Source organism: Paenibacillus sp. Soil750, assembly GCF_001428045.1.
GTDB lineage: Bacteria > Bacillota > Bacilli > Paenibacillales > NBRC-103111 > Paenibacillus_E > Paenibacillus_E allorhizoplanae.
Genome location: NZ_LMSD01000001.1, coordinates 498,269 through 519,006 on the forward strand (window position 1 = coordinate 498,269; position 20,738 = coordinate 519,006).

The window sequence follows — 20,738 nt, forward strand, 5'->3', positions numbered from 1 at the left end:
CGTGTTACCCGCAGGTACAGTTCAGAACCGGCTTCCGAGCGGCCAACGCCTCATCCATCCGACTGACAACAGTTGTGTATGGGGCATTTTTAACCAACTCTGGATTCTCTTCTGCTTCTTTGGCAATGGCGATCATCGTATCGATAAAGCTATCGAGCGTTTGCTTGCTTTCCGTTTCCGTCGGCTCGATCATGATGCATTCTTCCACGCTGAGCGGGAAGTAGATCGTTGGCGGGTGGTAGCCGAAGTCGAGCAATCTTTTGGCAATATCGAGTGTACGTACGCCCAGCTTCTTCTGGCGATTCCCAGATAGCACGAATTCATGCTTACAGAAGCGGGGATGCGGTACGTCGAAATACGGCGTTAACCGAGCTAGCATATAGTTGGCGTTCAACACAGCGTATTCGGATACTTTGCGCAAGCCCTCCGGACCCAGCGTACGAATATACGTGTAGGCACGAACAAGGATGCCGAAGTTGCCGTAGTAGCCTTTGACGCGACCGATGGACTGCGGATAGTTGTAGTCGAAATAGAAGCTGTTATCTTCGCGCTTGGCTACGAGCGGCGTAGGCAGAAAAGGAATCAGCCGCTCTTTAACGCCGACAGGGCCAGCGCCTGGGCCGCCGCCACCGTGCGGTGTGCTCATGGTTTTGTGCAGGTTGAGATGGACGACATCGAAGCCCATGTCCCCTGGTCGCGTGATGCCCATAATGGCATTCGCGTTCGCGCCATCATAGTAAAGCAGTCCGCCCGCGGCATGCACGATTTCGGCGATCTCGACGATTTGTTCTTCGAACAAACCGAGTGTGTTCGGGTTCGTGAGCATGAGCGCGGCCGTATCTGAACCGACGGCACGGCGCAATTCGTCGAGATTGACGAGGCCGCGATCATCGGATTTGATCGTTACGGTTTGGAACCCAGCAACCGTTGCACTGGCTGGATTCGTGCCATGCGCCGAATCTGGACAAATGACCTTGGTACGATGCTCGCCGCGGCTTTCGTGATAAGCACGAATCATCATGAGCCCCGTCCATTCACCATGTGCGCCAGCCGCAGGCTGCAAGGTTACGCGATCCATGCCTGTGATCGCTTCGAGATCATGCTGGAGATTGTACAATAGCTCCATCGCGCCTTGTATCGATTCTTCCGGCTGATATGGGTGAATATGGGCGAAGCCGGGGAAGCGGGCGACGTCTTCGTTGATTTTGGGATTATATTTCATCGTACACGAGCCTAGCGGATAGAAACCATTATCTACGCCAAAGTTGCGACGAGAAAGCGCCGTGTAGTGGCGGATGACATCGACTTCATATACTTCGGGTAGGTCAGGTTCGAGCTGCCGCCGAAACTTGGCAGGAAGCAGTTCAGCGATATTCACGTCGGGAACATCCGATTCAGGTAAGGAATACGCGACGCGTCCAGGATGGCTCATTTCGAAAATAAGGGCTTTTTCGTTGTTCATACGAGTTCCTCCAATGCGGCTGCGAAGGCATCGATATCTTCGCGTGTTCGTTGCTCGGTGACGGCGATTAACATATGGCTGGCTAGCTCTGGATAGTCGCGGCCAAGATCGTAGCCGCCGATGAAGCCCTTGTGAAGGAGCTGACGATTCAGCTCCTCGATGTTCGTGCCGTCCGGCAGCTTGACGGCAAATTCATTGAAGTAGCTGCCTTTGAACGGCAGCTCCAGACCTGACGCGGCAAGGCGATTCGCCGCGTAATGGGCTTTGCGGACGTTGAGCGTGCCAACGTCCTGAATGCCTTGCTTGCCCATCGTGGACAAGTACACGGATGCGCAAAGCGCGAGAAGCGCCTGGTTGGAGCAGATGTTCGACGTGGCTTTCTCACGTCGTATATGCTGCTCCCGCGCTTGCAGCGTAAGCACGAAACCGCGCTTGCCATCGCGGTCCACGGTTTGGCCCACGATGCGCCCCGGCATACGGCGCATCCAGCTCTCCGCGACGGCGAAGTAGCCGCAGCTCGGCCCTCCCAGCGCAGCTGGGATGCCGAGTGGCTGGCAATCGCCGACGACGATGTCAGCGCCGAGCTTGCCCGGCGCTTCGAGCAGCCCGAGCGTGAGCGGATTCGCGCTCACGACGAGCAGTGCGCCCGCGCCGTGCGCGAGCGGCTCCACAGCCGCGATATCCTCCAAGCAGCCGAAGAAATTCGGCGATTGGAGGATGACGGCGGCAGCGTCGCTCTCGAGCTTGGACGCGAGATCGCCCAGATCGGTGACACCTTCGGGTGTAACCGCGATCTCGACGACGTCCAAGTTCAGCCCGCGGGCGGACGTGCGCAAGACAGCGCGCGCCTCTGGGTGCACCGCGCGGGACACGAGCAGACGGCTGCGCTTCGTCGCACCGCTGGCTAGCGCGCCTGCTTCGGCCAGCGCGGTTGCGCCATCGTACATCGAGGCGTTCGCAACGGCCATGCCGGTGAGCTCACAGATGTACGACTGAAATTCAAAAATCGCCTGCAATTCCCCCTGGCTAATCTCCGGTTGGTAAGGCGTGTACGCGGTATAGAACTCGGACCGCGAGATGACATGATTGATCACCACTGGAAGGTGATGATCGTAGATGCCAGCGCCAAGGAAGCTAGCGTAGCGCTGGAAATCCGCGTTGCGCCCTGCCAACTCGCGCATATATCGGAGTAATCCCTGCTCACTGAGGGCATTCCCCACTTGCAGTTCACCCTGAAACCGCACCTGCTGGGGGATATCGCTAAACATCTCTTCCATGGAGGAGATGCCGATGGTTTCCAACATTTCCTTTTGATCCTGCTCCGTAATAGGTAAATAACGATGTTTCATGTCAAAGGATGCTCCTTCCAACCCGGATTCGGGAATTATTTCTTTTTGTGAAAAGGGGTAGTAACGACTGAAGCTTTCACTTGCGCGCCTCTAATTTCTACAAAGACTTCCGTACCTAGGGCGCTATACGCGGAATCAATCAGAGCTAAGCCGACATTCGTTTTGTACGTTGGAGACTGCGTACCTGTTGTTACCTCACCAATCTGTTTACCTTCAGCGTATACGGCATAATGAGGACGCGGAATGCCGCGTTCTTGCATTTCAATGCCAACAAGTTTACGGGGCACACCATTTGTTTTTTGCTCGAGCAGGGCATCCCGCCCTATGAAATCACCTTTATCTAGTTTTACAAAAAAGGAAAGTCCCGCCTCCAAGGGCGAAATCTCCGAGGATAGCTCCTGCCCGTAAAGGGGGAGTCGCGCTTCAAAGCGAAGCGTATCTCGAGCACCCAAACCAGTCGGGATGAGCCCATGCTCCTCACCTGCTTTAAGCAGTGACCGCCATAATGTGATGGCATCCTTTTGATCGACATACAGTTCAAAGCCATCTTCACCTGTGTAACCGGTGCGGGATACCAACGTTGTTACTCCGGCAACTTTCACATCTGAGAGGAAATGGAAGGTCTTCAATGCGTGAATCGGTGCGTCGGTCAATTTAGCTAAAATGTTTAAAGCCTTCGGACCTTGCAATGCCAGCAAGGCAGTTTCATCAGAAATGTTGCGCAGCTGGACCTGACCTGTCAGGTGCTGCTGCAGCCAAGCGATATCTTTCTCAATATTGGAGGCATTGATAACGAGCATGTAATCATCGTCGCTGTACTTGTAAACGAGCAGATCATCAACCACACCGCCATTCGGGTAGCATAGGAGGCTGTACTGGCACTGGCCTTCCACCAGTTTGGACACATCATTCGTCGTAACGCGTTGTAAAAATGCGAAAGCATCCGGGCCTTGAATACGTACTTCGCCCATATGCGATACATCAAAAAGCCCCGCCTGCCCCCTGACAGCATCATGCTCCTTTTGAATGCCAGTGAACTGAACGGGCAGCTCCCAGCCGCCAAAATCAATGATTCGCGCGCCATATTCCGCGTAAATCGGGAAGAGCGGTGTTCGTTTCAGCATGCAAATAACCTCACTTTCATTCGCTTATTTACCGTTGGTTATATGTCGGAAACACAAAAAGGAGCAAAAGGTATGCAACACAAACATACCTTTTGCCCCTGTCCTTTATACCTGAGAGTTGCCTAGAACGGAAGAATCTATGCATTCCACCGTTAAGTTTCCCCTTGGGTGTCCGATTTCCCGTGTTTAACGAGTGCTCGAAGCTCTCCAGAGTCGCGTCCGATACAGGTCCTTTTGCCTGAGAGATTCACCGCTTTGGGCTTACTCCTTCGGCGCCGCCATCGTGCTCGGCAGTCTCTCCCTGTATCCTCATTCGCCAATATTTAATTAGTCTACTTAACTTCATTATGTGTCTAAATTGGTGTAGATTGTCAACAATAACTTTTGATTTAGAGGGTCAGGGGAGGTTCAGCATGGTCCTTTCACAGCTTCTCGTACAGCCGTCTTGACTTTGATGTTCACAGTAGATTAAGCTAAAAGCAAAATTTGTAAGTAAGTGAGGCGTGGACTGATGAGTAACGTACAAGCCAATTTGTTATACACCAAAGAGCACGAGTGGGTAGAGAAGCTATCGGATACGGTGGTTCGCATAGGGATTACCGATTTTGCACAAGATCAATTGGGAGATATTGTATTCGTAGAGCTTCCGAAAGTTGGCGCTTCTGTAACTGCGAATGAGAGCATTGGGAGTGTGGAATCGGTCAAAACGGTTTCGGATATTTTCTGCCCGGTATCAGGTAAAGTAACGGCTGTGAACAGCACATTGGAAGGCTCGCCAGAGCTAGTTAATAATGCGTCTTTCGGTGAAGGCTGGATGGTTGAGGTTGAAATCTCAGGACCGGAAGCATTGGAAGGCTTATTAAGCGCTGCGGAATACGGCTCCTATATCGGTAACGACTAAGTTATTTTGATTTCGATGCAAGTAGAACGGATGGAGGTTTTTCCATGCAATTTGGGCAAAAGCTGCCGCAGGATCCGAATGATCGTGTTCCTCCTGGGCAAACGCTGACACAAGGCTGGCCTGTGCTGCACTATGGGTCCGTGCCCTACTACAACGACATGAGCAAATGGGATTTGCGTTTGTTCGGTTTGGTGGAAGAAGAGTTCAGCATTTCGTACAAGGATTTCATGGCGCTGCCGCGCAAGGAATTTGCTAACGATATACATTGTGTCACGACATGGTCCAAGCTGGACAATATATGGGAAGGCATTGCCGTCTCAGAGCTCATGAGCAAGGTGAAGTTGAAATCAGAAGCAACTCATGTTATGTTGCACGCGGAACATGGGTGGACGACAAATCTTCCACTGGAAGATTTCCTGTTGGAGACGTCTTTTCTAGGCATCCGACATAATGGTGTGCTGCTAACACCTGACCATGGAGCACCTGTACGTATGGTGGTTCCGCATCTTTATTTCTGGAAAAGCGCCAAATGGCTGCGAGGCATCGAGTTCATGGCGAAGGATAAGCCAGGCTTCTGGGAACGGAATGGCTATCATATGTATGGAAATCCGTGGAAAGAGGAACGCTACGATTTTGATTAACGGTTCAAAAACTTAAGTGGCATTTAATAATTATTTGCGGGTATGAATAGAGTATGTTAGAGTAAATATAACCAAAGAGACGGATTCGCGGTCCGTCTCCTGCACAACACTTGGATGGAGACACTCCGAGTGACATACCGGAAATGAATAACCCCTACCCTATGGCGCTAACCTGAGTGGGGTTATTTTCTTTTCACATAGGTTAAAAGTGCGAGAATAAACATCCCGAACAGCATTAACTCATGAAATGAAAATGACATAGGCATTACCTCCTTTCTGGAGGATGCCGACCACCCAAGTTCAGTTGTACGAGAGATATTATACCATTTGAAGCCTATCATCGATAGGCTTCTTTACATTTTTAGGAAAAATCAAGAAGTTTCATAGGAAGTAGTTCCGCTCTCCAATTTGGCCTTTTCCCTGTATGCTGTTGGTGAAAGACCAATGGTCCGTTTAAACATGCGTGAAAACATGAGGGGGTCTTGGTAGCCCACGGATTGGGCAATTTCGGCGATGCCGAGAAGCTGCCTTCGGAGAAGACGGCAAGCTTTTCTCATTCGAACATCGGTCAAATATCGGTAGGGTGACATGGACAGGCGCTGCTGGAAGAGACGGCACAAGTATTTGGTGTCTAGTCCTACATGCTCAGCGATCTCGTTTAGACCGATGCGATCGGCATAGCGGGTGTTCATATAGGAAACCGCATTGCGTACGTGGTGTCCGACATCAGCTCTAAGGGGAGGTGCATCGTCCGGTATGGCCAGCGTACCGAATATCTGATACAACAGAGCGGTCAGAAATAGCTCCTTCGCTGGTTCATTACGCAGGCTCATTAAATTACCAAAAAGAGATTCAATGGACAGTAACGAGTCAGCAGTTCGAACAGGTGACAGGACAGAAAATCCGGCCAGTTCGACCAGACGGGGGGCTAACGTCCCGACAAAGCCGAACCACGAGTAGTGCCAGGGCTCATCCGGATCAGCACGATACGAGTGGACGGTGTCCGGCATAACGAGGAACAGTTCACCAGGGCTAAGCGTTTCCGTTCGGCCTCCTGTGGAGTAAGTGCCGTATCCGATGTGAATGTAATGAAGGATGTACATATCTCTTACGCTAGGCCCGAATGACATGTCAGGCAGGCAATTTTCTGTGCCGACCTCGAGCACTGCCAGATCGGTTAATCCGATCGGTTCCGTATAAATAAATTCCATGCCTGCTTTCGCCTCTTCCTCAAGTAGAGAAGATATGCCATAAGATGGGGAACTCTGGCTATTTTGATTATAAAGGATGAACACTACAATTTACAGTAGGAGGGATAGACAAATGGAGTATACTACATTCGGCCGCACCGGTCTTCGTGTATCGAAACTCGGGCTAGGCGGCGCACCCCTTGGAGGGGTTTTTGGACCTGCGGATGAACGCGACGTCGAGAAGATGATCCATGAGGCGTTGGATAGCGGCATCAATTTTATCGACACGGCACCGAGCTACGGCAGAGGTGAGTCGGAACGCCGAATCGGCAAGGCGCTGAACGGCGGCAGAAGAAACGAGGTCGTGTTGGCATCGAAGGCAGTAGGTCCGGGAGAATCGTTCGATTATGCGACAACGATTCGCTCAGTTGAGCATAGTTTGGTACGGCTTCAAACGGATTGGATTGATCTACTACAAATTCACGATGTGGAGCAGGTTCCATATGAAACGATTGTGAACGAGACACTTCCAGCCCTAGAGAAGCTGCGGGAAGATGGAAAAATCCGGTATATCGGCGTTTCAACAAGGATATTATCACTTCTGGAGCGTTATGTCCGGCTAAATCGCTTTGACAGCATCCAGTTTTATACGAGATATATGCTGATTGATCATACGGCGAAGGACGAACTGCTCCCGCTCGCAGCAGAGCAGAAAATCGGTGTTATCAACGGCAGCGTGCTCGGACTCGGCTTGCTTGCCGATACGCCGGCACCATTTTTGAGGCCTAACCTCATCGATGAGGCAGCAAAGCGGATGGAACAGCTCGCGTTTTTACGCAAAACAGCGCCGCACGGTCTCGTCGAGCCAGCTATGCGTTTTAGTCTGTCGAATCCGGGCATTCATGTTACCTTGACGGGAGCCGCCACACCGGATGTGCTGCGCACGAACTTGGCATTTTGTGATGGGCATGGACTGGATCCAGATGAGCTGCAACAGGTATATGCTTTATTTCAGGGCAAATGTTTATTTCCGGCTGAGAAGGAGGAATAGAAATGAATACACAAGAGAGCATGTTGCCAAGGATTGTAGCGGAGGAGCGAATGGTTGCACCAGAGTGGGCGCTGCAGGAACAGTGGTTATTTGCTACGCTGAATCAGGCGGCAAAGGAGTTTGTAGAGCGCTACACACAACCGGATGGAAGCTTGATTTGGCAGAAGGAATGGCCGGGTATGGACGGCTCGGATGATCCCTATGAAGGGTTCATGAATCTAGCACTGCTTTACGTGTTAGGGGGCAGTCGTGAACTCCATGAAGTATCGCGAAAGATTTGGGAAGGGATTACTTGGCAATGGACCGAGTATGGGCAAATTCACCGAGAATTTGATGCTTACTATGATTGGATGCATCATGGCGAAGGTTATTTGTTTCTCTACTTTCTCGGACTTGCTGGTCCCGTTACACGCAAGGACAAGCAGAGAGCAGTTCGTTTTGCCAGCATGTATATGGGAGACGATCCGGATGCTCCGAATTACGATAAAGAGCATAAGCTTATCCGATCACCATTGAACGGAAGTAAAGGTCCGCGGTTTACGGTGTCGGAAGAGGATTGGGTCACGCATCGCAGCATTCTCGACGATTATCCTGCACCGTATGAAGATATTCCAGGTGTTGATTTTGCGAGCGGCAAATGCCCTTGGTCTAACGATGACGTATATCAGAAGCTGATTGCGATGATGAATGAGCGAATGAACCGGGGCGATGTCCCGCTGAATTTGAATGCAACCGGATTGGTTGCGCATGCATTCATGCATAATGGCGACGCCGTCTATCGCGATTGGGTGGTCGATTATCTCGCAGCATGGGAAAAGCGTACTGGTAATAATGGAGGCATTATTCCCGACAATGTCGGTCTGTCCGATGTAATCGGCGAGTACAATGACGGCAAATGGTGGGGAGGCTACTACGGCTGGAGATGGCCGCACGGCTTTATGACCATCATCGAGCCGCTGACGAACGCGTGTATGAACGCCGTTTTACTGACGGGAGACATGAACCAACTTGAGCTTGCCCGTTCTCAGCTGGATGCCAACTGGGCGCTGCGGCGGGAAGAGAATGGCCAGATACTCGTACCGAATAAGCACGGGGATAATGGCTGGTATGATTGGCGAAAGGCACTGCCGAAGTATCCGGTCTATTTGTGGACGATGTCCATGGCCGACGAGGATTTAGAGCGGCTAGAGCGGATTCCGAAGGATCATGACTGGAATGAAATAACTGTGCCTGTCGTATCGGGAAGGGACAGCCGGACAGGAAGGGAAACGAAGCACTATATCGGCAATACAGAACCTTGGTTCCAGTACATTCGAGGGCTAAACCCAGATTATCCGAAGCGGATATTGGACGCCAATATGGAGCTGGTCGGTCGACAACTCGAGCGAATGCGCTCGGATCAAGGCGACCCGCACGGGTGGAAAAGCGGCTTTGCAGACGGTGACTTTTCTAACATTCATATCTGGCAGGAAATGTGCCCGATTTATTTCGAGTCGCTTGTACAGCTGACACTGGGAGGACCGATGCATATCTCGCACGGTGGTCTGCAGCATGCTAGAGTGCGCTACTTTGATTCGCAGGAGAAACGGCCAGGTCTTCCACATGGCGTATCAGCCTTAGTGGAATCGCTTACAACAGACAGCGTGACGTTGCAGTTATGCAACACCAGCTTATTTGACGAGCGAGAGGTCGTCATTCAGGCAGGGGGCTTTGGTGAGCACGAATTCACCGATGCCCAGCGAATTGACGCAGATGGGCACCCGCGAGGCTCGCTAGATGGGCTCAAAGGAAAATGGCTTGCAGTTCATCTGAAGCAAGGCTCTGGCATTAGGCTGAAGCTTGGCATGAAGCGATACGTTAATCCGCCGAGCTATGAGATGCCGTGGCCGAACCCCTATGCTGCTGATCTACTGGCAGGGCGTAAGGGAGAGGAAGGCGAAGCACCGTGTATATAGATAGCCATGTTCATTTTTGGAAGCCATCGCGTGGTGATTACGGTTGGTTGAAGCCCGAAAATGAGCTGCTCTATAAGGACTACTTGCCAGAGCAGCTGCTTCCGGAGCTGGGCGTTTTCGGTGTTAAGGGGCTTGTAGCCATACAGGCCGCCGTTAGTTCTGAGGAAGCGGCGTTTCTGTTGGAGCTGGCGCAGACCTGCCCGATTATATCCGGTGTGGGAGGAGGACTCGATCCGTTCGCGGATCTTTTTCACGAAGAGCTCGAGTCCTTGAAGGCCAACCCGCGCTTTACCGGCATTCGATTAAGTGGCAGCGCATTTCGCTCTGAACGGTCCGAGGCCGACCGGAACAAGCTGCGGTCGGCGCTCGCTGCGCTGCTGGAGGCTGATCTCACGCTGGATCTGCTCGTACAGCCTGATGACCTTTCAGATGTAGCGTCGTATTTAGAGGAGCTGCCGCTGTTAAAGGCGGTCGTCAACCATCTGGGCTGTCCGAATCTTCGGAAGCAGCGAAAGGAAACGTGGCAAACAGGCATGGAACGGCTAACCCAGCTTCCCTGCGTGGCGGTTAAATTGTCCGGTATGATCACGATGGCAGGCGGATTTCATCCTGAAAGGCTGCGGCCTTATATCGATCATTTGCTTCAGCTGTTTGGCAGCGACCGGCTATTATTCGGCAGTGATTGGCCGGTCGCCTTGCAGGCAGGTGGTTATATGGATGTTATCAATTTGTTCGAGGCAGTGCTTCCTGATACTCTTGCAGAGGAGGAGAAGGGAATGATTCGCGCGGGCAACGCCAACCGATTCTACCCGATACTGACATGATGAGAAGGATGTATAGGTCGCAGGTGAAGGAAGGCTGCGAAGTGGGCTTCGCGCTCTCGTTAGCCCAAGAAGCCGCAAGCTGGCAGCGCCAACTTCGGGGGCAGGGTGTAGTGAACTGCTCGATTTTCACGAAGGGGAGCGGTGTATTTCTCTATTTTGAAACGACGAGTGAACGCTGCGAATGGGAATGGCCTACAACGTGTCTGCAGCTGCTGGAGACATGGCCGGGCGGTTTTGGAGGCGTGCAGCGGTATGCCGTTCCGATGCTCGATATATACCACGATGGTGAGCCGGAAATAAGGGGAGATCGATTACAATCCGGCCGTGAGCGAGTCGGTATGCTTGCGAGATTGAAACCGTCGAAGTACAGCAGCTATATCTTCTATCATTACGCTATGCAGGAGGAGAAACCGAGCTGCTTTAATCCGACTTATATCATTGGAGCGCATGAGGAACTGATCTTCTCCTATCATGAGCGTCCGGCGCCCGCGTTCGAACACGGGGCGACGCGAATGAAATGGCCTGCACCGATTACGCCAGAGAACTGGCACACGATCATGGAGCCGCATTTTATCCCCTGGTCGGAGAGTGAGCTAGGGCCAGTCTTGTGGGAAAAGTTGGACACCATCTTGTCATTTTAATAACTGAACATATAGCGCATAAACATTCCTTCCAGAAGGGAACGTAGATGCGCTACGGCAAGTATCGGGGTGCAAGGGGGCGTGCTCCCTGCATTCTTTATGGCTTGAAGTGACACACTAACGTTTACATTCCTTGACACGAAGGCAAATTGGGTTTGGCGCCGCGCTATAACTAAAATCCAGCCGTTAAACAAGTAATAACAGGATTGGCGGATGCGCATCACGTTATTTTGATGGTTAATGCCTCGAAAACTATAGCCTTCTTTATAATAAATACGAAGAAACGGCAGCCATTTTTTTCTCAACTATCGGGCATAGAAAAACACCCCATAGCAGACTTCGGTTGAACCAGAATGGTTATCCGATATCTCGACTACAGGGTGATTTTAATAAGTGGGAAAATCTGTTATTCTTGTGCGTTGGATTCGTCTCGTTTCTCTGCGATAAATCCATTGATGCTCTCTTTGCGGCGAGCATTTTTGGATTCGATGCTCTCTTTGTCTACAGCAGAAATTTCATCCGCATGTTCATCCAAGTATTCCTCAGCTTCGTTTAGATTTGCCATTGTATTATCGATGGCATTCTGAATACGGGCTGGATTATCTTCGCGATTGTCTGGCTTAGCCATTGTAGTTCCCTCCCTTTGTTGCGATAGATTAACATCCTGTTATACAATTCCAAATGATCAATCAAATTATTCATTCAAACAAAAAAACGGCAACCCCGTCCCTTTAAGACGAAAGCGTTTAAATAGAAATATAACCGATAAAACGCCAAAATCTGGTTAGCGACCGACTGAAGGCCAGACGAACTTGAAACAGTAGAACAGAGGATTGTCCTTGGGATTTTAACGTGAGTAACATACCATGAATACATCCTTTCAAACGTACAAATAATGTAACTAGTACGTGAAGGGAGGACAAAAAATGAACATTCAACGCGCTCAAGAGATTGCAGTTTCACCAGCCATGGTTGATGTTACTTATAATGGGACGCCAATCTACATCCAACATGTCGACGAAAAGAATGATACAGCCAGAATTTATCCTTTGGATCAACCTGAAAACGAGCAAAGCGTACCTTTAAGCAGTTTAGTCGAGAGCTCCCAAATGTTAGATATTGCAGACATTAAAATGATATGCCCATCACCTAAATGATAAGAAATATGTTAATCATGAATCAATGAGTGATTTCCATAATATTCCATGAGATGTTATGGATCAGATTATCCAGAAAATAATGAAAGTGAATCTAGGGATATTGATAAGCATGTGTTAGGCTTATGTGCTCCCACTAAATACTTGAAATATTAAGAGCCGCGTAACTCACTTGAGAAACGCGGCTTTAGTCTTATTTTCGTAAAAAAGCTTAGAGAGAGCGCTAATCCGATAAGCAGTAGACTGACCGTAACTTGCTAAACGAACGGGCAGTTTAGCACAACATAATAGTAAAAATGTGGTAATATACTATACATCGAAACTATTTTATAGCGGACATACCTACTGTAAAGGATGAGATACTTAGTGCAGTATTCTGAAGTTATCTTTCGATTGCATAAGCGGACTGATACAGAGAAAATTGTAACTTTGATTAACCGCGATCCTTTTCACTTATTGAATGGTACCTCCGTTGGAGAGTTTGAGCTATCCTTGGATGAGCCAGGGAGAAGAACCTGAGAAAATACTTTTGTTATTGAGACTAATCAGACTATCATTGGCTTTTTTTCATTAAGCTTCTTAGAAAAGGATATGTACATAGTAGTCGACTGTTTTGGTACAGTAGATTTCGTTCGGAGAAAGATTTCGGAGTTTTGGAAGTTCGTCTAGCTGTAGATATCAAAAATGAAGCTGCTAAGTCGTTATATAAAAAATTAGGTTTTATCCATGAATCTAAACGAACCAATCTCGTTATCACACTATAAACAGGGAGCAGATTGCGTGGCAGCTGCTCCCTGTTTTCATTCAAGTAACGGGCAAGATAGTTCGAGAAGTTGTTGCGCAAAAAATCTTTTATACTAATTTTATCTAAGGGGGTATATGTATGCATGCTAAAATGTTGCAAGTACAAAACGTCAGGAAACCTGAAATAAGTGAAAACATTGCAATTGATGCAGAAGCGATGGGTTTCAAGATGTCCTGTGATTTAGAGACAGCTTCTTTACTACGAACGTTAGCAGGTTCGTGTAAAAATGGGATGCTATTAGAATTGGGTACTGGTGCGGGGATATCGACAAGTTGGATATTAGATGGAATGGATAGAGAATCATCTTTATTGACTGTTGAACTGGATGAAACTATCCAAAATATAGCCAAGAAACATTTAAGCTTTGATAATAGGGTTCAGTTTTACAACATGGATGGAGAAGAATTTATAAAACAAATAGCAAATCAAAAGTTTGATTTTATTTTTGCTGATACTTGGCCTGGGAAATTTTATGTACTAGATGAAGCTTTAGTCTTACTAAAGCCTGGAGGTCTATATATCATTGATGATTTATTACCGATTCCGTCCTGGCCTGATGAACATGCAACAAAGGTAGAGGAATTGATTGGTTATTTGGACAGTAGAGAAGATTTAATAATAACAAAGTTAAATTGGTCCACTGGATTAATCATCGCAACAAAGAAGTGAATAATGATATTAAACAGTGAACAATTTTCATAATCAAATGCCAACAGCGGCAGCTTTTCGTTTCGCTAACGGATAACAATAGTGGAAAACGAGCTTTTATTGACTCTTGTGGATGATATAAAATGAAAATAGTTCAACCTAAAGGCGGGGAATTCATGCGGTACCAATGGCGAGTAACGAAATACAATCCTGATTATCGTGACGAAAAGGGAAACTATCAAAAAACCAATGAATGGACTTCATACAGTGATATAGGCAAAACTGTAACAAAGGAAGAGTATGAAACAGTAGCAAATGCATATGTGAATAGTGTTATCTCGCTAATGAATAAGCTGGAAGTTAAACATCTTAGAGTAACGAATCTCGAGGGAGAATCGCCACTGAAGGAAGGACAAATTATCTATATCTCTGATTTGAATACAGTTATTCAGGCTGTTCTTCGAGACGAGTATTGGTGCAAGCTGGAATCTAATGATATTTTTGTACACTTTGGGTTCGATTTTTATATGTATCTTGGATCCAATGACGATAGTTCGGAAGTACTTCACGAAATAAAATTGTCTGGGCTGTATGTGGAACTTTATGAATCACCATATTTATTTCCTAGTTAACATTGAAAAAGAGGTCAAGTATATAAGGTAACAATTTCCGAAATAGACGGCATTTACATAAGAAAGTACGTGCGATATGATAATTTTGCATATTTATCCAATCATAGAGTTGGGGTTATATTGAGTGAGCCTTATTTGGGGAGGTCGTCGGCATGGAGAAGAATACTGTTTATGGGAAAAGCATTATAGGCGGTAGTGAGGTTGGTATCATCTCGGTCGACGACATGGATACGAGTGTTGTTCATGAAACAAACAGCTTGTTTTGGGATACAAAAGGAAATGATGTTTTAGGAGCAACCTCACTTCCTCTTTATGGAGCATTTGTTTCAGAAGAAAAATGCCAGCTTTTTGGCGATGTCTCAGGAAAAAAGATACTGGAAATAGGCTGTGGAAGCGGTCAATCTTTGCAATATCTGGGGGAACGCAAAGCATCTGAACTATGGGGTATGGATATATCAGAGAACCAACTCGAAAAGACAAAGCAACATCTGACGGAGTTCGGTCTTTCAGCAAAATTAATCTGTTCTCCTATGGAAGAAGAATGTGGCATACCAGAGGATTATTTTGACTTTGTTTATTCGGTTTATGCAATAGGCTGGACAACTGACCTTGAGGGTACTTTTCGCCGGATTGCTTCTTACCTAAAAAAAGACGGCGTATTTATTTTCAGCTGGTCTCACCCAATACACAAATGTGTTGCTGCGCAAGATAATATGCTTGTTTTCAAAAAAACTTATTTCGATGAATCTTGGTATTCGCTATCTCTTGGAGGAAGTACGCTAACATTATCGGACCGTAAACTATCAACCTATGTAAATGCGTTAGCAAAAGCGGGATTTGTCATTGAGCAAATGATTGAGGAATCTGATGATGAAATTATGCAATCGGGGGCTAACAGCGCTTTCGCAAAAAAAGCAGAGATGCTTCCTGTGACTTTTGTATTCAAGGCAAGAAAACTATAGAAAGACGATATTTGAGGAGCTTGCTTCGCGGCAGCTCCTCTTTTTTGTTTATTAAAGTAACGGGCAGGTTAGTGGAATAAGAAATGGATAAATAAAATAAAGAAAACTCGCCAACACTGCGGCGAGTTTTGCTTTGTTATATGCCAAGGCGAAGTCAAAACAACTGTCATTTTGATTTATGATTTCGGAAAAAGCACCAACACAATGGTAGTATCTATTTCATAAGTATAGTTAATCAATTGTGTCTTTCATGGCCATGTACATATTTTCCACATGTTCGTCGACTTCATCTCGTGACATGCGTAAGCGATTCACAGAAGTACCATATCCAATTTCCTTTTTACCTTCTTCTAATCCTTTGAAAATTCCATCTGCGAAGGCATCTAATGGTTCAGCATGCGTATGCAACCCCGCCCCACCTAAATCTGTATTCACTGCCGGAGGAGCAACTTCAATTACTTCTACAGACGTATTCGAGAGTTGGTGTCTTAGACTCACTGTAAATGAATGAAGTGCCGCTTTTGTTGCTGAATAAATCGGAGCAATCGCAAACGGTGTAAAAGCTAGCCCAGATGTCACGTTAATGATAGTCGCCTCTTCTTTTGTTGCAAAAAATGGAGCGGACAGCATTGAGAGATGGAAAGGTGCTTCAATGTTGGTTGTGATTTCTTTATTGAAATAACTCCAATTGTTCTTCGGATCCGCTTTTAACACATTAAAGCGTTGTTGGATCCCTGCATTGTTAACTAACACATTCACTTCTGGATAGTTAGCGATTACCCAGTCAAACAATGCTACACGCTCAGATTCAATATCCAAATTACATACACGAGTAATAAGGCTTGGGAATTTTTCTTTCGCATTTTGAAGTACATGTTCACGTCGTCCACAAATAATAACTTTATTTCCAGCTTTTATAAAGCGCTCAGCAAAAGCTAATCCTATTCCAGCACTTCCGCCTGTAATAAGTATTGTATTTCCTGAAAGTTTCATTATAGTTCCTCTTCTCATCATTTTCTTAACTTAATAAAAACAAATTTATTATGCCTTTTCTGAATTTGTATTAAAACCAGCGATAAGCAAACCGTCAAAGTCTTTTTCACTCTTTTCTTTCCTGAGTACGATAGTGTAACGTGTAATTTTTACATCAATTCCTTTTAAGGATTCTGTCATCAACAAAATCTCAGCTAGCACAGCTTGCTTGTGATTCTTCATCATTTCAAGTCGGAGTTCAATCGTGTTATCTCCTTCAACTATCCAATCAATATATTGCTTGATATCACTTATTGGCATGTGCGTGTTTTTTAAACAAATAACGGTTTCAAGGAGCGCCATTTGATCTTCTGAAAATAACCGCCTACCAGCATTATCACGCTCGATTAGTGGTAGTAATCCTTTTTTTTCATAATAACGTAACGTGGATTCTGGAATATTGAATTTGTCTGAAGCTTCGCTAATTAAACAATACTTCATCTGGAGGCCTCCAAATTTTATCTTTCATTGTCGACAAGAATATGATACGACTTAAACCATAGTTTAAGTCAACAAAAAATATTTTGGTTTTTGTAGAAGGAATAAACTAATTAGAACCCACTGGTGAAGAAAAATCTAAATGAAACTAAACTAAGGGGTAACGATAGCACAATAAACAGGGAGCAGATTGCCGCGCGGCAGCTGCTCCCTGTTTTCATTAAAGTAACGGGCAGGATAGCGGAACTTTCCATGATTTGGAAACGTAATAAGACTATAAGACCAAAGGAGGAGCCTTTTATGAAAAAGATATACTGCCATATCATCCTTTTTATATCTATATTGTTTTTGAATAGTGGGTGTAGTGACCAAAACAAAAACCCATTGATAACAATTGAATATTTAAAAGACAATGCAAAAATTGGAATGACTGAAAATGAAATTAAAAATAAGTTTGGACAAGAGGCATTTAGAGGTTACGGGGATGGAAGTGATGTATGGATATTTGATAAAACAAAGGAAAGCTTTAAATATACACCTGATATTCAGCGTGTAGCACATGGTGAAATTAAGAATGGGAACTTACAATATCAACTCTATATCAATGTGATTAAGAACAAAACAATTATGTTCTCTTATTTTTATAAAGGGGATAATGGTGAAATTTGGCAAATTGTTATAACCCCCGACGGAATACAAAAGGAAACACAAGTGAGTCATAGTAATTAGGAGCAGCCTAAGTAGGTGTCATTATCAGATTTTTCTTCTATATATAGAAGTTTGGTTTAGATACATTAAATACATTACGGAGAACTGTATCATGAATAAGACAGGTCACGTTATTAAGCTAACGGGTAACGTTAGTTAGTTGAATGCCAAAAGTGCTCTCGCCTGGTAGCCAATCGTTACGAATGGGCAGGATAAGCAGTTTTACTTCAAAGGATTTTTATGGAAAATACCGAATAAGATTAACAAGATGTTGACAGTGTAGTTATTCATGAATCAAGTGGGATTGGAGAGGGTATTTTTGCAGGAAGCAATAGCGATTGATTTGGTTGAAGTGGCGCCTTTCAAGACATTGGCAGTAAGAACGGGAATGACACCAGACAAGAGCGGGACGCGGGTGGCCTGGAGCAAGCTTACCGCGCAGGTCCCACTTGATGATACGCGACTTACGGACTGGCCTTCAGCGTATGTGTTCATTCCACAGGAGCAATGGAGCAAAAAAGTCGATACGCTTTGGGTCGGATTGGCGGTTCGTGAGTTTGGGGATGTACCGGATGGCATCGAGACTTTGGAGGTAAGCGGAGGGCTTTGTGTGAGCGCCCGAGTCTACGGGAATGAGGCCCATATGTGGCGAGTATATGAAGCGATATTTGCGTGGCTCGAGCAGTCGCCTGATTATGAGATTGATCGGCGTCATGGCGTACTCGGGATGGAGACAGTTCCGCTTGAACCGTTGAACGCTCTCACAATCCCTTATTCTGAAATCGAAACATTTAACTTTAAAATGCTATACCCTATTCGTAAGAAGTCGTCGTAGATTTGTACGAAGAACTTCTGTTCAGTAAATCCATGTTATCTACAAAGAAAGGGCCATCCTGCAAAGGATGGCTTTAAAACTTGCCGTTACAGACAGTGCGGAAAACCTTATGACAGTAAACCTCTACGCTAACGGGCAGGATACTTGAGTAAATGCTATGCTATCTACAAAAGGAATTGGAAGAAAAAAGTAAATGTAATCGGGGTGTCTTAGTGGTATTAGCATTAATTGGAAGTGTTACATTTTTAGCGATTGCTATTTTGTACATATTGTTAGCTATGGGTTTACCTTACGGAGAGTTTGCAATGGGCGGTAAGTACAAAGTAATGCCAAAACAAATGAGAGTTGCATGTGCAATTTCGGTATTAATTCAGTTGGTTGCAATTATCTTTTTACTTCAAGCAGGGAATGTAATCTCGATAGATGCTTTAACAACCATTGCGATAGGAGTATGTTATTTTTTTTCATTTTATTTAATAGTAAATACCATAATAAATGCTTTGTCCAAAAGTAAAAAGGAAAAGTTTGTTATGACACCATTATCTTTTCTCACTGCAATTTGTTTCCTAATAACAGCGATGAATGGATAGATAACGGATAAACTATCTTCTGTTTGATTGGTCAGGCAGTTGCATTGAAGGAAAATAGTGGCAGCCCTTTGCTGCACTAACGGGCAGGATAGTTTAATCGTTTTCCCGAATATAGATTCAATATGAATTATTATTTTTGGGTGGGATTATGGCAAACTCGATTTTTTATTGTTAAAGAAAGTAATATAGTAATTGAAGAAGAACATGAGGAAGAAATGTTACTTTGGGGCGAATCGCCCCTTAATAGTGATTCATTATTAAGTATTTCTAAATCACTACATCAAGAAAAAAGTTGGTCTGATGAAAGAATTCAGTATGGAAAAATTGATGGGACTTGTTTGGAAATCAGCTATGATGGAAACATCATTTCGGAAATAACATGTAGGATTGACGTTAGAAATATAAGTTTAGAAATACTAAGAGAAATTGTGGATTTCATGGTTATCAATAAAGCAAGAATATTAATAAGTGAAACCATTTATGATGCTTCATTAGATTCAATAGCTCTAACAATAAAACAATCGAATGCTTATAGATTTTGCAAAGATCCATTAGCTTTTCTAAATGATTTATGCTGAAATTTGAAAAAAGCATTAAGCTAACGGATAACGATAGCTCAATGATAGAAACGGTATTTTGAAAGGAGTTAGGGGATTTGGCACAATGTCAGTCTTGTGGTGACAAAAAGCAAGATTCAGAACTGATACTTTTTGATGGCACTCCCCATCCAAATTTAGTCGATCAATTCAAAAAGAAACTTACTGCTCCTATCTTAATCTTACCTAGGCAATCGGGGAAATTACGACTCCCTACTTTGAAAAGTCTAAAGGAATAAATGACAAACACACACAACGACAAGGAGTGAAGTTATGAAATTATTGCTCACATCTGCAGGCATTAATAACAAAAGCATACAAGACGCGTTAGTTGACATGCTGGGCAAGCCGATCGCCGACTCCAACGCCTTGTGCATCCCCACAGCGATGTACGGACACCCCTGGGTCGGCCCCGGTGTCAAAGCCTGGCATTTCATCAGCGGGAATTCCGAGAATCCCATCTACAAGAATCCCATGGTCGACCTGGGCTGGAAGTCCGTCGGCGTGCTGGAGCTCACAGCGCTGCCAAGCATCAACAAAGACCGCTGGGTGCCGCTGGTCCGGGAGACGGACGTCCTGCTGGTGGCGGGCGGGGACGCCCTCTACCTGTGCCACTGGATGCGGCAGTCGGGAATGGCAGACCTCTTGCCGTCGCTGAAGGCAGTTTATGTGGGAATGAGCGCCGGGAGTATGGTGATGGCACCTAACATTGGGGAATTCTTCGTTGGCTGGACTCCACCCACCGGTGGTGATGAAACACTGAGTCTGGTTGATTTCGCAATATTTCCGCATCTGGACCACGAGATGCTGCCTAGTAACACTATGGCTGCTGCAGAGAGATGGGCCGCTGGGATGCAAGGGCCGACGTATGCGATTGATGATCAGACCGCCATTAAAGTAATCGACGGGGCAGTCGAAGTTGTTTCCGAAGGGAATTGGAAGCATTTTTCACCCTGATATACTCCGTTGTAGAGTCAATGGTGGAGAATTGCATATAGTTCCAATATAATTGGTGCAAATCCCAAAGGAATACATTAAGGGGGATGATTGTTGGATACGTTCAGCCATAAACATCATTTATTAAACTAACGAATAACGATAGTTCAATTACGACATGACGGCAGCTGGTATTTGACCGGCTGCCGTTTTCTATTGAGTAACTGGCATTGTTAGTTCATATTAAATACACAACGAGGC

Annotated in this window: 21 protein-coding genes, 1 pseudogene and 1 riboswitch; of the genes and pseudogenes, 15 read left to right on the plus strand and 7 right to left on the minus strand. The window is 45.9% G+C overall.

The genetic code is table 11. From position 1 onward, the window contains the following. Positions 1-4: 4 nt before the first annotated feature. From gcvPB to gcvT, 3 genes are read right to left on the minus strand one after another with little or no spacing between them, the layout of a single operon-like run. A complete protein-coding gene (gcvPB, locus tag ASL11_RS02200; RefSeq protein ID WP_056609167.1) occupies positions 5-1,462 on the minus strand; it encodes an aminomethyl-transferring glycine dehydrogenase subunit GcvPB in 1,458 nt (485 codons plus the stop codon). Then, entirely contained in the window at positions 1,459-2,811 is a 1,353-nt protein-coding gene (gene gcvPA, locus ASL11_RS02205; RefSeq protein WP_056609169.1) for an aminomethyl-transferring glycine dehydrogenase subunit GcvPA, read from the minus strand. Before gcvPA ends, gcvPB begins: the two co-directional genes overlap by 4 nt. A gap of 35 nt (positions 2,812-2,846) precedes the next feature. Then, the gene (gene gcvT / locus ASL11_RS02210) at positions 2,847-3,941 is read right to left on the minus strand and encodes a glycine cleavage system aminomethyltransferase GcvT (protein WP_157256777.1); all 1,095 of its coding nucleotides are present in this window, start codon (positions 3,939-3,941) and stop codon (positions 2,847-2,849) included. A 210-nt stretch (positions 3,942-4,151) separates the two neighbouring features. After that, a riboswitch (glycine riboswitch) is annotated at positions 4,152-4,248 on the minus strand. A 198-nt stretch (positions 4,249-4,446) separates the two neighbouring features. Between gcvT and gcvH the strand changes: the two genes are divergently transcribed. Together gcvH and ASL11_RS02220 are read left to right on the plus strand one after the other, a co-directional pair. Beyond that, entirely contained in the window at positions 4,447-4,836 is a 390-nt protein-coding gene (gene gcvH / locus ASL11_RS02215; RefSeq protein WP_056609175.1) for a glycine cleavage system protein GcvH, read from the plus strand. A 44-nt stretch (positions 4,837-4,880) separates the two neighbouring features. Continuing rightward, positions 4,881-5,477, plus strand: coding sequence for a sulfite oxidase-like oxidoreductase (locus ASL11_RS02220; protein WP_056609177.1), 597 nt, complete (start codon positions 4,881-4,883; stop codon positions 5,475-5,477). 371 nt (positions 5,478-5,848) lie between these two features. Here the strand turns inward: ASL11_RS02220 and ASL11_RS02225 are convergent, their stop codons facing one another. Beyond that, positions 5,849-6,688 (minus strand): AraC family ligand binding domain-containing protein, encoded by an 840-nt coding sequence (locus ASL11_RS02225; protein ID WP_056609179.1) that lies wholly within the window; start codon positions 6,686-6,688, stop codon positions 5,849-5,851. A 112-nt stretch (positions 6,689-6,800) separates the two neighbouring features. Here ASL11_RS02225 and ASL11_RS02230 point away from each other — a divergent pair, with 112 nt between their 5' ends. Genes ASL11_RS02230 through ASL11_RS02245 form a run of 4 tightly spaced genes read left to right on the plus strand, consistent with a single transcriptional unit; the run spans position 6,801 to position 11,138 of the window. Further along, positions 6,801-7,718: an aldo/keto reductase gene (locus ASL11_RS02230; RefSeq protein WP_056609182.1), complete on the plus strand. Its 918-nt coding sequence runs from the start codon at positions 6,801-6,803 to the stop codon at positions 7,716-7,718. A gap of 2 nt (positions 7,719-7,720) precedes the next feature. Continuing rightward, on the plus strand, positions 7,721-9,673 hold the full coding sequence (locus tag ASL11_RS02235; protein ID WP_056609185.1) for a hypothetical protein: 1,953 nt from the start codon (positions 7,721-7,723) through the stop codon (positions 9,671-9,673). Beyond that, positions 9,664-10,497, plus strand: coding sequence for an amidohydrolase family protein (locus ASL11_RS02240; RefSeq protein ID WP_056609187.1), 834 nt, complete (start codon positions 9,664-9,666; stop codon positions 10,495-10,497). Before ASL11_RS02235 ends, ASL11_RS02240 begins: the two co-directional genes overlap by 10 nt. Before the next feature lie 8 nt (positions 10,498-10,505). Continuing rightward, positions 10,506-11,138 (plus strand): hypothetical protein, encoded by a 633-nt coding sequence (locus ASL11_RS02245; RefSeq protein ID WP_157256778.1) that lies wholly within the window; start codon positions 10,506-10,508, stop codon positions 11,136-11,138. 406 nt (positions 11,139-11,544) lie between these two features. Here ASL11_RS02245 and tlp read toward each other — a convergent pair whose 3' ends face one another. Further along, the gene (gene tlp, locus ASL11_RS02250) at positions 11,545-11,766 is read right to left on the minus strand and encodes a small acid-soluble spore protein Tlp (protein WP_056609191.1); all 222 of its coding nucleotides are present in this window, start codon (positions 11,764-11,766) and stop codon (positions 11,545-11,547) included. Between the two features lie 298 nt (positions 11,767-12,064). On the opposite strand from tlp, the pseudogene ASL11_RS02255 reads away from it, so the two are divergent. From ASL11_RS02255 to ASL11_RS02270, 4 genes and pseudogenes are all read left to right on the plus strand, one after another. Beyond that, positions 12,065-12,238, plus strand: a pseudogene (locus ASL11_RS02255) (small acid-soluble spore protein H); the annotation flags it as partial. A gap of 940 nt (positions 12,239-13,178) precedes the next feature. Next, complete coding sequence (locus ASL11_RS02260; protein ID WP_235550344.1) at positions 13,179-13,769, plus strand: O-methyltransferase; 591 nt, start codon at positions 13,179-13,181, stop codon at positions 13,767-13,769. A 122-nt stretch (positions 13,770-13,891) separates the two neighbouring features. Continuing rightward, a complete protein-coding gene (locus ASL11_RS02265) occupies positions 13,892-14,380 on the plus strand; it encodes a hypothetical protein (RefSeq protein ID WP_056609197.1) in 489 nt (162 codons plus the stop codon). A 152-nt stretch (positions 14,381-14,532) separates the two neighbouring features. Next, entirely contained in the window at positions 14,533-15,342 is an 810-nt protein-coding gene (locus tag ASL11_RS02270) for a class I SAM-dependent methyltransferase (RefSeq protein ID WP_056609198.1), read from the plus strand. A 231-nt stretch (positions 15,343-15,573) separates the two neighbouring features. Here ASL11_RS02270 and ASL11_RS02275 read toward each other — a convergent pair whose 3' ends face one another. Further along, the gene (locus ASL11_RS02275) at positions 15,574-16,335 is read right to left on the minus strand and encodes an SDR family oxidoreductase (protein ID WP_056609200.1); all 762 of its coding nucleotides are present in this window, start codon (positions 16,333-16,335) and stop codon (positions 15,574-15,576) included. A 48-nt stretch (positions 16,336-16,383) separates the two neighbouring features. Continuing rightward, entirely contained in the window at positions 16,384-16,815 is a 432-nt protein-coding gene (locus ASL11_RS02280) for a MerR family transcriptional regulator (protein WP_056609203.1), read from the minus strand. A gap of 297 nt (positions 16,816-17,112) precedes the next feature. On the opposite strand from ASL11_RS02280, the gene ASL11_RS02285 reads away from it, so the two are divergent. The 5 genes from ASL11_RS02285 (at position 17,113) to ASL11_RS02310 (ending at position 20,498) form a co-directional block, all read left to right on the plus strand. Then, positions 17,113-17,541, plus strand: a complete 429-nt coding sequence (locus ASL11_RS02285; protein ID WP_157256779.1) for a hypothetical protein — start codon at positions 17,113-17,115, stop codon at positions 17,539-17,541. 298 nt (positions 17,542-17,839) lie between these two features. Next, positions 17,840-18,355 (plus strand): GyrI-like domain-containing protein, encoded by a 516-nt coding sequence (locus ASL11_RS02290; protein WP_056609206.1) that lies wholly within the window; start codon positions 17,840-17,842, stop codon positions 18,353-18,355. Positions 18,356-18,507: 152 nt separating this feature from the next. Further along, positions 18,508-18,945, plus strand: a complete 438-nt coding sequence (locus ASL11_RS02295; protein ID WP_235550345.1) for a hypothetical protein — start codon at positions 18,508-18,510, stop codon at positions 18,943-18,945. 140 nt (positions 18,946-19,085) lie between these two features. Further along, positions 19,086-19,523: a hypothetical protein gene (locus ASL11_RS02300; protein WP_157256781.1), complete on the plus strand. Its 438-nt coding sequence runs from the start codon at positions 19,086-19,088 to the stop codon at positions 19,521-19,523. A gap of 291 nt (positions 19,524-19,814) precedes the next feature. Next, positions 19,815-20,498, plus strand: coding sequence for a Type 1 glutamine amidotransferase-like domain-containing protein (locus tag ASL11_RS02310; RefSeq protein WP_056609211.1), 684 nt, complete (start codon positions 19,815-19,817; stop codon positions 20,496-20,498). Positions 20,499-20,738: the final 240 nt, after the last annotated feature.

Excerpts from the sequence above, each read along its gene's own strand:
- gcvPB (WP_056609167.1), bottom strand. The coding sequence starts at position 1,462 with ATGAACAACGAAAAAGCCCTTATTTTCGAAATGAGCCATCCTGGACGC.
- gcvPA (WP_056609169.1), bottom strand. The coding sequence starts at position 2,811 with ATGAAACATCGTTATTTACCTATTACGGAGCAGGATCAAAAGGAAATG.
- gcvH (WP_056609175.1), top strand. The coding sequence starts at position 4,447 with ATGAGTAACGTACAAGCCAATTTGTTATACACCAAAGAGCACGAGTGG.
- ASL11_RS02220 (WP_056609177.1), top strand. The coding sequence starts at position 4,881 with ATGCAATTTGGGCAAAAGCTGCCGCAGGATCCGAATGATCGTGTTCCT.
- ASL11_RS02225 (WP_056609179.1), bottom strand. The coding sequence starts at position 6,688 with ATGGAATTTATTTATACGGAACCGATCGGATTAACCGATCTGGCAGTG.
- ASL11_RS02230 (WP_056609182.1), top strand. The coding sequence starts at position 6,801 with ATGGAGTATACTACATTCGGCCGCACCGGTCTTCGTGTATCGAAACTC.
- ASL11_RS02235 (WP_056609185.1), top strand. The coding sequence starts at position 7,721 with ATGAATACACAAGAGAGCATGTTGCCAAGGATTGTAGCGGAGGAGCGA.
- ASL11_RS02245 (WP_157256778.1), top strand. The coding sequence starts at position 10,506 with ATGTATAGGTCGCAGGTGAAGGAAGGCTGCGAAGTGGGCTTCGCGCTC.
- tlp (WP_056609191.1), bottom strand. The coding sequence starts at position 11,766 with ATGGCTAAGCCAGACAATCGCGAAGATAATCCAGCCCGTATTCAGAAT.
- ASL11_RS02260 (WP_235550344.1), top strand. The coding sequence starts at position 13,179 with ATGCATGCTAAAATGTTGCAAGTACAAAACGTCAGGAAACCTGAAATA.
- ASL11_RS02265 (WP_056609197.1), top strand. The coding sequence starts at position 13,892 with ATGAAAATAGTTCAACCTAAAGGCGGGGAATTCATGCGGTACCAATGG.
- ASL11_RS02270 (WP_056609198.1), top strand. The coding sequence starts at position 14,533 with ATGGAGAAGAATACTGTTTATGGGAAAAGCATTATAGGCGGTAGTGAG.
- ASL11_RS02275 (WP_056609200.1), bottom strand. The coding sequence starts at position 16,335 with ATGAAACTTTCAGGAAATACAATACTTATTACAGGCGGAAGTGCTGGA.
- ASL11_RS02280 (WP_056609203.1), bottom strand. The coding sequence starts at position 16,815 with ATGAAGTATTGTTTAATTAGCGAAGCTTCAGACAAATTCAATATTCCA.
- ASL11_RS02285 (WP_157256779.1), top strand. The coding sequence starts at position 17,113 with ATGAAAAAGATATACTGCCATATCATCCTTTTTATATCTATATTGTTT.
- ASL11_RS02295 (WP_235550345.1), top strand. The coding sequence starts at position 18,508 with ATGCTATGCTATCTACAAAAGGAATTGGAAGAAAAAAGTAAATGTAAT.
- ASL11_RS02310 (WP_056609211.1), top strand. The coding sequence starts at position 19,815 with ATGAAATTATTGCTCACATCTGCAGGCATTAATAACAAAAGCATACAA.